Here is an 11,845-nt window from a genome sequence, read left to right on the forward strand (position 1 = left end):
TGCGACAGCCGAACGCCCCGGACATCACCGTTTGTAACCGAGCACCGTCATCATCCCGCTTTCCGAGTGGTACTGGTTGTGACAGTGCAGCATCCACAGTCCGGGGTTGTCGGCGTCGAAGTCGATGACCAGCTTCCGGTGCGGCAGCACGATCGCGGTGTCCTTGCGCGCGCCGACGGAGTCCAGTCCGGCCAGCGCGAAGGTGTGCCCGTGCAGGTGCATCGGATGCCACATGTCGGTGGCGTTGATGAGCGTGAGCCGCACCCGTTCACCGGCGCGGACGGGATGGCGTTGCCGCTCCGAGTAGGCCTGGTGGTCGAACCCCCAGTCGTACCTCCTCATGCTGCCCGTGATCCTGATGCGCATCTCGCGGTCGGGATCGCGGTCGTCGAGGGCCACGGAGTCCTGCGGCACGAGGCGGCGCGCGGGGACGGTCTCCCCGTCCAGTTCGTCCGGGCGGACGTCGACCGAAGGAAGGTTTCCGCTCCCCTTGGTGGTGCGCAGGACGGCGAGGGCCTGACCCTTCTTGCCCTCGGGGACCGCGACCAGGGGGAAGACGCCGTCCCGGGCGGTGACCAGCACGTCGTACCGTTCCGACATGCCGATGAGGAGGGCGTCGGTCTTCTTGTGCTCCACGGGGTAGCCGTCGGTGTGGGTGACGGTCATCTTGTGGTCCGCCAGCGCGACCCGGAAGGCGGTCTCTGAACCGGCGTTGACGAAGCGCAACCGGACCCGGTCGCCCGGACGGCAGCGGAACACCGACGGCTGGGCGGGCAGGCGCCCGTTGACCAGGTAGTGGGGGTAGGCGACGCTGCCGCCCTCCCCGTCGAGCATGCGGCTGTGGGACGAGTGCAGCACCCGGGAGGGGCCCGTGGACTTTCCGGACGGCGACGGGTGCGCGACTGCGGGCCAGCGGGGGCTCGGGCCGCCGTGACCGGGGCCCATGGCCATGTTCCCCATGTCCATGGAACCGCCGGGCCTGAGCTGGCTCAGGACCTGCTCGGGGGTGGAGCCTTCGACACCGTCGAGCCAGTCGTCCAGGACGACGATCCACTCCTTGTCGTAGGAGAGGGACTCCTTCGGGTCGTCGACGACGAGCGGCGCGTACAGCGCCCGGTCGGGCTGCAGTCCGACGTGCGAGTGCAGCAGATAGGTCCCCGGGTGCCGGACGGTGAAGCGGTAGCGGAAGTCGTCCCCGGGGCGGATGGCCTGCTGGGTCAGGTCCGGCACGCCGTCCATGTCGCAGCGCAGCCGCACCCCGTGGGAGTGCAGCGTGGTCGTGGCGGGCAGCCGGTTGGCGAGCGTCAGGTCGAGCACGTCACCGGCGGTGACACGCACCAGCGGGCCCGGCACCTCCTCGTTGTACGCCCAGGTCCGCACGGACCGCCCGCCCAGATCCAGCTTCGCCTCCTCGGCGGTGAACCTGAAGGTGCGCACCTGGCCGCCGGATCCGCGTCGGCGCTCGGCCGCGAGCACCTCCGGATCCGACGGGTTGACGTACCCCCTGGGTCCGGCCGGGACGAACTTCCCTCCGCCGCTCGCGCGTTGCGGGCCGGCGCCGGGCGCGTCACCGCCTTCGGTGCAGGCTGCCAGGATTCCCGCGCCGACGGCGGCGATCGGGGTGCGGAGCAGAATACGCCGAGAAGGTTTATACATGCCTGAATCAGACATGTCGTGTGCTCGTATAACCAACGCATACGGCCGAATGCCCGCTGTGTCGGCGTCAGATTCCATCTGGCGGAGGGACGTCCGCGCCGAGCCGACCGGGCGCGACGGGGCTAGGCGGCCTTCGCCTTCGTGGCGTACATGTCCACGTACTCCTGCCCGGACAGCCGCATGACCTCCGCCATCACGGAGTCGGTCACGGCCCGCAGCACATAGCGGTCCCGGTCCATGCCCTCGTACCGCGAGAACTCCATGGCCTCGCCGAAGCGGACGGTGACCCGGCCGGGACGCGGGATGCCCCGGCCGCCCGGCTGCAGCTTGTCCGTGCCGATCATCGCGAACGGCACCACCGGCGCGCCGGTCATCAGCGTCAGCCGCGCGATCCCGGTACGGCCCCGGTACAGCCGGCCGTCGGGCGAGCGCGTGCCCTCGGGGTAGATCCCGAAGATCTTCCCCTCCTCCAGGACCCGCCGCCCGGTCATCAGGGCGGCCACACCGCCGCTCGCGCCGTCCCGGTCCACCGGGATCATGCCGACACCGGTGAAGAACCAGGCCATCAGGCGGCCCTTGACGCCCTTGCCGGTGACGTACTCGTCCTTGCCGATGAAGAACACCTGCCGCTTGGTGACCACCGGCAGCACGATCGAGTCGATGAACGTGAGGTGGTTGCCGGCCAGAATCACCGGACCGTCCCCCGGAATGTGCTCCACGCCCTCCACCTGTGGGCGGAACATCAGGCGCATGATCGGTCCGAGCACTGCCTTGATGAGCGCGAAGCGGGACAACGGGTCCTCCGATGCCGAGGGGTCGATATGAGTCTGTGCAGGTGAGGACATTACTCGCGGGCCCGGGGTGGGCGCACATCGGGTGCGGCCGGTTCACCGAGGTCTTACGAAGAGTTGACGTGGGTTTACCTGCGGTGACGCATCGGGGACGGGCTGTAACGCCCCGGTGACGATGTGACGGAGATCGCGCCGGACGCCCGTCCGTCCGGTGACGCGGGCCCCGGCGCCACTCCGGCGGCCCCTCGTCACCCGCCTCCCACCGGACATCCGCCACCACCCGCGTGTTCCGGCCAAGGACTCCCTTCGGTCATGTCCACGCCCCTACGATCGGCCCGCACTCACGAGCGGACGGCAGGAGGGCGCTGATGGGCAGCGACCAGGCGAACGAGAAGACGCAGGGCACCGGACGGCGGGCGATCCTCGGCGCGGCGGTGTTCGGCGCCAGCGGGGCGGTCCTCGGACTGCCGGGCGCGGCCGAGGCGGCCGGGGCCCGGACGTCCGGGCGCGGGGGCCGGGGGCTGAAGAGCCTGCCGGTGCCCACGATCATCGGCCACCGCGGTGCGAGCGGCTACCGCCCCGAGCACACCTTCGGTTCGTACGAACTGGCCCTGGACCTGGGGGCCGACGTGGTCGAGGCGGGCGACCTGGTGCCCACCAAGGACGGTCATCTGGTCTGCCGGCACGAGCCGGAGATAGGCGGCACCACGGACGTCGCCGCGCACCCGGAATTCGCCGGCCGCAAGACCACCAAGGTCGTCGACGGCGTCTCCACCACCGGCTGGTTCACCGAGGACTTCACGCTCGCCGAGCTGAAGACCCTGCGCGCCGTCGAGCGCATCCCGGCCAACCGTCCGCACAACACCCTCTACGACGGACGCTGGGAGATCCCCACGTTCGAAGAGGTCCTCAAGTGGCAGGACGAGCAGACCCGCAAGCGCGGCAAGCAGGTCTGGATCTACCCCGAGACCAAGCACCCCACCTACTTCCGCAAGCTCGGCCTGGGCTTGGAGGAGCGGGTCACCAAGCTGCTGCGCAAGTACGGCAAGGACGGCCGGAACTCGCCCGTCATCCTGCAGTCCTTCGAGCCCACCAGCATCCAGAAGCTGAACCAGCTGGTGGACAACCCGCTCGTCGTGCTGCTCTCCACCGCCGACAGCCGTCCCTACGACTTCGTCGAAGCGGGCGACCCGCGCACGGTGGCCGACCTGATCACGCCCAAGGGCCTGCGGGAGATCGCCGGCTACGCGCAGGGCATCGGTCCGACCCTGGACCTCGTCATCCCCAAGAACGCGGACGGCACGCTGGCCAAGCCGACGACCCTGGTCTCCGACGCGCACCGGGTGGGCCTGGTCCTGCATCCCTACACCATGCGCAACGAGAACCCGTTCCTCCCGGCCGAGTACCGCAAGGGCGGCGCGGCCGACGCCTACGGCGACTCCTTCGGCGCCTTCAGGACGTACTTCGCGACCGGCATCGACGGCGTCTTCACCGACAACGCCGACACCGGCCTGCTCGCCCGCGCCGACTTCCTGGCGGGCTGACCTCGTCAACGACCGGACCCACCCGCACCCCGTTCGGGGTGTCTGCGCGCCGCCCCGGAAACCTGCTCCCGGGGCGGCGCGTCGTTCCGCATATGACGTACGACTTGGTGGCCGCCCTGCACCCGCTCCTCAGCGCCGAGGCCTCGGCCGAGGCATATGCCGCCGGGAGTGAGCCCGGCGACCTGGAGCAGGCCGTCTGGCTCCGCCTGCTGGAACGCCTGGAGACCGAGGGGCCGCCACCGGATCCGCAGGGCTGGCTGCGCAAGGCCGTCCGTGCCGAGGCCCGCCGCAGCCGCCGCACCAGCCGCCGGGAGCGTCCGTACGGCACCGAGCCGGCCGACGACACCCGCACCGACCCCGAGCAGTACGCCCTCACGGCCGCCCGGTACCGCGCGCTGCGTGAGGCGGTGCACCGCCTGCCCGGCCGCTGCCCCCGGCTCATCGAGGCCCTGCTCTCCCCGGAGGACCCGACATACCGGGAGATCGCGGGGGAGTTGGGTATCTCACAGGGAAGTCTTGGACCGGAACGCTCCAGATGTCTCGGTTGTCTGCGCCGATTGCTCACGCCGGAGGTTGCTTCCCGCGAAGTGCGGGGATAGGAGTGGGGGACGACAGGTGATCAGGTGAGCGGGAGGCATGCGCACATGGGCATGAGCGTGACCATCTCGGTGGCGACCGGACAGGACGCGGAGCAGATCTTCAGGCTCCAGTACCTGTGCTTCCAGAGCGAGGCGGCGCTGTACGGCAACTACCGCATCGACCCGCTGGTCCAGAGCCTGGACTCCGTCCGCCAGGAGGTCACCTCCGACTGCGTCTTCGTCGCCCGGCTCGGTGACGAGGTGGTCGGCTCGGTGCGCGGCAAGATCACCGACGACGGCACCGCCGCCATCGGAAAGCTCTGCGTCCACCCCCGCCTGCAGGGCCACGGCATAGGCGCACGTCTGCTGCGCGCGGCCGAGGCCGCGCTGGCGGAGGAGCGGGGCGCCACCAGGTTCCGCCTCTTCACGGGCCACCGCAGCGAGGGCAACCTGCGCCTGTACCGCCGGTCCGGCTACGAGACCGTGGGCCGCTCCCGGGGCACGGACGGCGTAGAGATGATCATCCTGGAGAAGCAGGCGGGCACCTACGCGGCTACGGCGTGACGGTGCCCCGTGCCTTCCGCAGCCAGTACATCGCGGAGAGCGGCAGCAGCACCGGAATGAAGACGTACCCCGCCCCGTAGTACGACCACACGGTCGTGTCCGGGAACGCCGAGTGGTCGACCAGGGTCCACGTGCCGACGAGGAGCACACCGGTCAGCTCGGCGGCGCAGCACACCAGCGCCGCCCTGCGGGCCGTCTCCCCGCCGCGGACGAGCGAGTAGGTGATGAAGGCGTACACGAGACCGGCCACCGCCGACAACGCATAGGCCAGCGGCGCCCGGTCGAACTCCGTCGCGATCTGGAACGCCGACCGCGACAGCGCGCCGACGACCATCACGCCGTAGAACCAGACGAGCAGGATGCCCGGCCCGCTGATCAAACGGGCCGGCTTCTCCTCCACCGCCGTCACCTCAGCCTCCCCAGATGTCATAGAGCCGCACCTCCAGTACGGCCAGCACCACACCGCCGGCCGCCACCGTCACCGAGCCCCAGCGGGTCCGCTCGGCCAGTGACATGAACCCCGCCGCCGGAACGCACGCGAACGCGCCCAGCAGATACGCCACGAAGATCGTCGTGCCCTGCTCCGGCTTCTCGCCCCGCGCCAGCTGCACGATCCCGATCACCAGCTGCGCCACGGCCAGCAGCGACACCACGGCCATGCCGATGAAGTGCCAGTCCTTGGTCGGCTGGTCGCGAGAGGCGGCCCAGCCGCACCAGGCGGCGAGAAGCAGCGCGGCGACGCCGGTCACCAGCGTCAGGGCATTGAGCATGCGGTGACCTTATTACGGCCGAAACGGACCCCGGCCGCCGCCCCCGCGGTACACCCTGTCGTACACCGTAGGGTCTAGACCATGACGATCCATGCGCACGCCCTCCTGTTCGACAACGACGGCACCCTCGTGTCCTCCCTCGACTCCGTCGAGCGCTGCTGGGGCCGCTGGGCCGGGGAGTACGGGATCACCGCCGAGGAGTTCGGGCGCGTGGCGCTGCACGGGCGGCCCGCCGCCGAGATAGTCGCCGACCTGCTGCCCGCCCGCCTGGTCCCGGAGGCGGTCGCCCGGGTCGAGCAGCTGGAGGTCGACGACGTGCCCGACGGAGGTGTACGGCTGCTGCCGGGCACCCGGGACTTCCTCGACTCCCTGCCCGCCGACCGCTGGGCCGTCGTCACCTCCGCCACCCGCCGGCTCGCCGAGGCCCGCCTGGACGCCGTCGGCATCCTGCCCAAGACGCTGATCGCCGCCGACGACATCACCCGCGGCAAGCCCGACCCCGAGCCCTACCTGCTCGCCGCCCGGCAGCTCGGCGTCGACCCGGCCCACTGCGTCGTCTTCGAGGACGCCCCCGCCGGACTCCAGGCCGGCCGCGCCGCCGGAATGACCACCGTGGCATTGGCCACAACCCACCGCGCCGAGGAGCTGGACGCCGACCTGGTGGTGAAGGACCTGTCGGCCCTGTCGGCACTGGTCACCGACGGGGGCGTGGAGATCTCGGTCCGCCGCTGAACCCGGGGCACCGGCTGTCCGCCACTGTCCACCATCCGGACAGCGGCGGCCGGTCAGGACCGTACGTCTGGTTTACTGATCGCATGACCACGACGAGCTGCCGCATCCTTGCGACCGAGGCGACCATGACGCCCGGTGCTCGTTGTATGTGTCGCCTGATGTGTCGAATGTGCGCCTTCTAGAGGGCCCCCGCATCAGCTGAGCCTCGCGCCCCGAAGCGAGAGCCGTGGCCTGTCCGTGCGCCACAGCCGTACGAGACACACATCCACTCCTCATGCCTGAACCGCATGCACCCGTGCCCGGGCACACCCACGCCCGCGCACTCGACAGTGACGGAAATCCTGTGATCACCACCTCGGGCCTCACCAAGGTCTACCGCTCCCGCGGCCGTGAGGTCACCGCCCTCCAGGGCGTCGATCTCCACGTCCGCGAAGGCGAGGTCTACGGCGTCATCGGCCAGTCCGGCGCCGGCAAGTCCTCCCTCATCCGCTGCGTCAACCTGCTGGAGCGCCCCACCTCCGGCACCGTGACCGTCGCCGGGCAGGACCTCACCGCCCTCGCCGGACGCGGCCCGCGCGCCGGCAAGGAGCTGCGCCGGGCGCGCAGCCGGATCGGCATGGTCTTCCAGCACTTCAACCTGCTCGCCTCGCGGACCGTGCAGGACAACGTCGAACTGCCGCTGGAGATCCTCGGCACGTCCGGCAGGGAACGCTCGCGCAAGGCGCTCGAACTGCTCGACCTGGTGGGCCTCGCCGACAAGGCCAAGGCCCACCCGGCACAGCTCTCCGGCGGCCAGAAGCAGCGCGTCGGCATCGCCCGCGCGCTCGCCGGCGACCCCAAGGTGCTGCTCTCCGACGAGGCCACCAGCGCCCTCGACCCGGAGACCACCCGCTCCATCCTCCAGCTGCTGCGCGACCTGAACCGGCAGCTGGGCCTGACCGTCCTGCTCATCACCCACGAGATGGACGTCGTGAAGTCGATCTGCGACTCCGCCGCCCTCATGGAGAAGGGCCGGATCGTGGAGTCCGGCACGGTCAGCGAGCTGCTCGCCACCCCGGGCTCGGAGCTGGCCGCCGCGCTGTTCCCCGTGGGCGGCGAGGCCACCGGCGCCGACCGGACCGTCCTCGACGTCACCTTCCACGGCGAGGCCGCCACCCAGCCGGTCATCTCCCAGCTGTCGCGTACCTACAACGTCGACATCTCGATCCTCGGCGCCGCCATCGACACCGTCGGCGGCCTGCAGATCGGCCGGATGCGCATCGAACTGCCCGGCCGCTACGAGGACAACGTGGTGCCGATCGGCTTCCTGCGCGAGCAGGGCCTGCAGATCGACGTCGTCGGACCCGAGGGCCAGGCGCCCGTGCTGGTGAAGGAGGGGGCCAAGTGACCTGGTCCGAGATGCAGCCGCTGCTGTCGCAGGCGTGTTCCGAGACGTTCCAGATGGTGCTGTGGTCCACCCTCATCGCCGTCGCCGTCGGCCTCCCGCTCGGCGTCCTGCTCGTCCTCACGGACAGGGGCGGCCTGCTGCAGAACGTCCTCGCCAACAAGGTGATCGGCCAGATCGTGAACATCGGCCGGTCCATGCCGTTCATCATCCTGATGGTCGCGCTGATGAACTTCACGCGCTGGGTCACCGGGACGACGATCGGTACGACCGCCGCGATCGTGCCGCTCGCCATCGGCGGCATCCCGTTCTTCGCCCGCCTGGTCGAGACGGCCGTCCGCGAAGTGGACAACGGTCTCGTCGAAGCCGTGCAGTCCATGGGCGGCAACTCCTGGACGATCGTCCGCAAGGTCCTGGTCCCCGAGGCCCTGCCCTCGCTGATCGCCAGCACCACCACCACGGTCATCGCCCTCATCGGCTACTCCGCCATGGCCGGCACGGTCGGCGGCGGCGGCCTCGGCGACCTCGCCGTCCGCTACGGCTACCAGCGCTTCGAGACCCAGCTGATGTGGATCACCGTCGCCGTCCTCGCCGTCGTGATCTCCCTGATCCAGTTCGCCGGTGACTTCGCGGCCCGCACCCTGCACAGCCGCGGCGGCCGCTCCGGCCCGGCGCCCAGGCTCCGCCTGCTGAAGGCGAAGGAGCCGGCGGCGGCCGACGTCAGCAAGGCCGCGTAGGCCGCACCGCTCCGTCCGAGCGGCACCTCACAGACTCCCCGTCACCACACGGGGTCGCACCACCCCTCAGGAAAGGCACTTTTCGTGCGTAACACCGCCAAGCTCACCACCGCCGTCCTCGCCGCCGGAGCCCTCACCTTCGGGCTGACCGCCTGCGGCTCCGGCAGCTCCTCCGGCTCCCACGACTACAGCGGCCCGCTGGTCGTCGCCGCGAGCCCGACCCCGCACGCCGAGATCCTGAACTTCGTCAAGGAGCACCTGGCGAAGAAGGCGGGCCTCGACCTTGAGGTCAAGGAGTTCACCGACTACATCACGCCGAACACGGCGACCGAGGACGGTTCGGTGGACGCCAACTACTTCCAGAACCAGCCGTACCTGGACGACTTCAACAGCAAGCACGGCACCCACGTCGTGCCCGTCGTCACGGTGCACCTGGAGCCGCTCGGCCTGTACTCCCACAAGGTCAAGAAGGCCGACGCCCTGAAGAGCGGTGCGACCGTCGCCGTTCCGAACGACGCCGTCAACGAGGCCCGCGCCCTGAAGCTGCTCGCCGCCAACGGGCTCATCACCCTCAAGGCCGGCGCCGGCAACGAGGCCACCGCGCAGGACATCGCCAAGAACCCCAAGAACCTCAAGTTCAAGGAGGTCGAGGCGGCCCAGACCCCGCGCTCCCTGGACGACGTGGACGCCGCCGTCGTGAACGGCAACTACGCCATCTCCGCGGGCCTCAAGCCCGCCAAGGACGCGCTCGTCCTGGAGTCGGCGAAGAACAACCCGTACGGCAACTTCCTCGCCGTGAAGAAGGGCGACGAGAAGGACCCGCGCGTCAAGAAGCTCGCCAAGCTGCTCGTCTCGCCCGAGGTGAAGAAGTTCATCGAGGACAAGTACCAGGGCTCGGTCATCCCGTCCTTCTGAACCGGCTGAACCGCGGCCGACGGCACGTTTACGGCGTTTCGTGACGCACGGGGTCCACTCCCTCACCCGGGGTGGGCCCCGTCGTGCGGTTCAGTGGTTTCATGCTGCATGCTGGGCAGTTCAGCAGGCCCTGAAGGTTTTTCCGAAGTTACGGAGCGGCGCATGACTGGCACCTTTCCCAACGTCTCCATCAGCACGGAGCGGTTGGTCCTGCGCCCCTTCGAGGAGTCCGACATCGAGGCCTTCGCCGAGATGATGAACGACGAACTGGTCACCGCCTGGACCTCCGTCCCCCAGCCCTACACCGAGGCCGACGCCCGGGACTGGATCACCACCCTCGCCGCGGCCGAACGCGCCGACGGCCGCGGCATCGTGTTCGCCGTGGACGAGTTCCTCACCCAGCGGCTGGTCGGCACCGTCCATCTGCGCAACACCGACTGGCGGGTGCGCTCGGCGGAGATCGCCTACGTCATCGCCCCGTGGGCCCGCGGTGAGGGCTATGCCTCCGAGGCCGCCCTGGCCACCGCGCAATGGCTGTTCCGCGACCAGAAGTTCGAGCGCCTGGAGCTGCGCACCACCGCCGACAACACCGCCTCCCAGCAGGTCGCCCAGAAGATCGGCTGCATCAGCGAGGGCGTCCTGCGCAACGCCTGGATAGCGCGCAGCAGGTCCGGCGACGGCACGTGGGCGGACGTCCGCACCGATGTCATCGTCTGGAGCCTGCTGCCGGAGGACCTGGCCGGGGCCGGCGAGCAGTCGGACGACGCGGCCGGTTTCACGTCGTACGCGGACTGGAACTGACCCTCGCGTCTCACCAGGTACCCTCACGGAGCCCCCACGGGCCCCCATCCCCCCTGACGACCTGCGAAGACCTGGAGAGAGACGACGATGGCCGACCGGGTCACGGTGATCGGCTGGGACGGCTCGCCGCTGACGGCCGCGGCACGCGCCGCCCTCGGCGCCGCCACGCTGGTGGCGGGCGCCGCCCACCACCTGGCGCTGCCCGAGGTCCCGCCCGCCGCCGAACGCGTCCGCCTGGGCAGTGTCGCGCTCGCCGCCCGCCGGATCGCCGCCCACCGCGGCACCGCGGTCGTGCTCGCCGACGGTGACCCCGGCTTCTTCGGCGTCGTACGCACCCTGCGCGCACCGGAGTTCGGCCTGGAGGTCGAGGTCGTCCCCGCCGTCTCCTCCGTGGCCGCCGCCTTCGCCCGCGCCGGCATGCCCTGGGACGACGCCCAGGTCGTCGTCGCCCACCCGCGCACCCTGCGCCGGGCCGTGAACGTCTGCCGTGCCCACGCCAAGGTGGCCGTCCTCACCGCACCGGGCGCCGGACCCGCCGAACTCGGGCTGCTGCTGGAAGGCGTCCACCGGACCTTCGTCATCTGTGAGGAACTGGGCACCGAGCGCGAGCAGGTCAGCGTCGTCACCTCCGACAACGCCGCCGACCACACCTGGCGCGACCCCAACGTCGTCATCGTCATCGGCGGCCCGGCCGGCGCGGGGGAGGGCGGCGGCTGGATCGCCGGGCGCGACCCGGGCGCCGGACCGCGCGGCTGGGTGCAGCCCGACGAGACCTACGGCGACGGAACCGCCGGCCGCCTCGGCGAGGGCGAGACGGAACTGCTGCGCGCCGCCCAACTCGCCCGCCTCGGTCCCCGCGTCGGCGACCTCGTGTGGGACATCGGCTGCGGCTCCGGCGCCTTCGCCACCGAGGCCGCGCGCGCCGGGGCGGCCGTCATCGCCGTCGACCGGGACCCGCGCGCCTGCGCCCGGACCGAGGCGGCCGCGCGCCGGTTCGGCGTACAGCTCCAGGTGGTCCAGGGCATCGCCCCGCACGTCCTGGAGAACCTGCCCGAGCCGGACGTCGTCCGGGTCGGCGGCGGGGGAGCGGCCATCGTCTCCGCGGCCGCCGACCGGCGCCCGCAGCGCATCGTCACCCACGCGGCGACCCGCGACGAGGCCGAACTCGTCGGCCGCGACCTGACCGAGCACGGATACCGCGTCGAATGCGCCCTGCTGCAGTCCGTCGAACTCGACACCCGCGCCTGGACGGAGACCGAGCGGAGCGTTGCGTTCCTGCTCAGCGGCATTCTTCCCGATCGCGCCCCGTGATCGGGTTGTCGTACCGCGCGCGGTAGGCTGGCCGATCGTTGTGCCACACCGGGCGGTCCGGA

13 protein-coding genes are annotated in these 11,845 nt (G+C 70.8%); 9 read left to right on the forward strand and 4 right to left on the reverse strand.

The genetic code is table 11. From position 1 onward, the window contains the following. Nucleotides 1–24 precede the first annotated feature (24 nt). Nucleotides 25–1,656, reverse strand: a complete 1,632-nt coding sequence (locus IE244_RS16815) for a multicopper oxidase family protein (RefSeq protein WP_191874331.1) — start codon at nt 1,654–1,656, stop codon at nt 25–27. 122 nt (nt 1,657–1,778) lie between these two features. Then, nucleotides 1,779–2,450, reverse strand: a complete 672-nt coding sequence (locus tag IE244_RS16820) for a lysophospholipid acyltransferase family protein (RefSeq protein ID WP_191874332.1) — start codon at nt 2,448–2,450, stop codon at nt 1,779–1,781. Nucleotides 2,451–2,815: 365 nt separating this feature from the next. Between IE244_RS16820 and IE244_RS16825 the strand changes: the two genes are divergently transcribed. From IE244_RS16825 to IE244_RS16835, 3 genes are all read left to right on the forward strand, one after another. Beyond that, nucleotides 2,816–3,991 carry a glycerophosphodiester phosphodiesterase gene (locus tag IE244_RS16825; RefSeq protein WP_191874333.1) on the forward strand — a complete coding sequence of 392 codons (1,176 nt, stop codon included), beginning with the start codon at nt 2,816–2,818 and terminating at the stop codon, nt 3,989–3,991. Nucleotides 3,992–4,083: 92 nt separating this feature from the next. Then, a complete protein-coding gene (locus tag IE244_RS16830; protein ID WP_191874334.1) occupies nt 4,084–4,590 on the forward strand; it encodes an RNA polymerase sigma factor in 507 nt (168 codons plus the stop codon). Between the two features lie 45 nt (nt 4,591–4,635). Beyond that, nucleotides 4,636–5,133 (forward strand): GNAT family N-acetyltransferase, encoded by a 498-nt coding sequence (locus IE244_RS16835; protein ID WP_191874411.1) that lies wholly within the window; start codon nt 4,636–4,638, stop codon nt 5,131–5,133. On the opposite strand, the gene IE244_RS16840 is transcribed toward IE244_RS16835, so the two are convergent. Both IE244_RS16840 and IE244_RS16845 read right to left on the reverse strand, forming a co-directional pair. Then, entirely contained in the window at nt 5,123–5,563 is a 441-nt protein-coding gene (locus IE244_RS16840) for a hypothetical protein (protein ID WP_191874335.1), read from the reverse strand. The two genes, IE244_RS16835 and IE244_RS16840, sit on opposite strands and share 11 nt — an antisense overlap. Continuing rightward, entirely contained in the window at nt 5,544–5,903 is a 360-nt protein-coding gene (locus tag IE244_RS16845) for a hypothetical protein (protein ID WP_191874336.1), read from the reverse strand. Before IE244_RS16845 ends, IE244_RS16840 begins: the two co-directional genes overlap by 20 nt. Before the next feature lie 81 nt (nt 5,904–5,984). Here IE244_RS16845 and IE244_RS16850 point away from each other — a divergent pair, with 81 nt between their 5' ends. The 6 genes from IE244_RS16850 (at nt 5,985) to cbiE (ending at nt 11,783) form a co-directional block, all read left to right on the forward strand. Beyond that, the gene (locus IE244_RS16850; protein WP_191874337.1) at nt 5,985–6,635 is read left to right on the forward strand and encodes an HAD family hydrolase; all 651 of its coding nucleotides are present in this window, start codon (nt 5,985–5,987) and stop codon (nt 6,633–6,635) included. Between the two features lie 343 nt (nt 6,636–6,978). Beyond that, on the forward strand, nt 6,979–8,022 hold the full coding sequence (locus IE244_RS16855; RefSeq protein WP_191874338.1) for a methionine ABC transporter ATP-binding protein: 1,044 nt from the start codon (nt 6,979–6,981) through the stop codon (nt 8,020–8,022). Further along, nucleotides 8,019–8,756 (forward strand): methionine ABC transporter permease, encoded by a 738-nt coding sequence (locus IE244_RS16860; RefSeq protein WP_191874339.1) that lies wholly within the window; start codon nt 8,019–8,021, stop codon nt 8,754–8,756. Before IE244_RS16855 ends, IE244_RS16860 begins: the two co-directional genes overlap by 4 nt. An 84-nt stretch (nt 8,757–8,840) precedes the next feature. Further along, entirely contained in the window at nt 8,841–9,671 is an 831-nt protein-coding gene (locus IE244_RS16865) for a MetQ/NlpA family ABC transporter substrate-binding protein (protein WP_191874340.1), read from the forward strand. Nucleotides 9,672–9,833: 162 nt separating this feature from the next. After that, entirely contained in the window at nt 9,834–10,472 is a 639-nt protein-coding gene (locus IE244_RS16870) for a GNAT family N-acetyltransferase (RefSeq protein WP_191874341.1), read from the forward strand. Between the two features lie 87 nt (nt 10,473–10,559). Continuing rightward, complete coding sequence (gene cbiE, locus IE244_RS16875; RefSeq protein ID WP_191874342.1) at nt 10,560–11,783, forward strand: precorrin-6y C5,15-methyltransferase (decarboxylating) subunit CbiE; 1,224 nt, start codon at nt 10,560–10,562, stop codon at nt 11,781–11,783. Nucleotides 11,784–11,845 lie beyond the last annotated feature (62 nt).

The sequence above is a fragment of the Streptomyces filipinensis genome, from assembly GCF_014649495.1.
GTDB lineage: Bacteria > Actinomycetota > Actinomycetes > Streptomycetales > Streptomycetaceae > Streptomyces > Streptomyces filipinensis.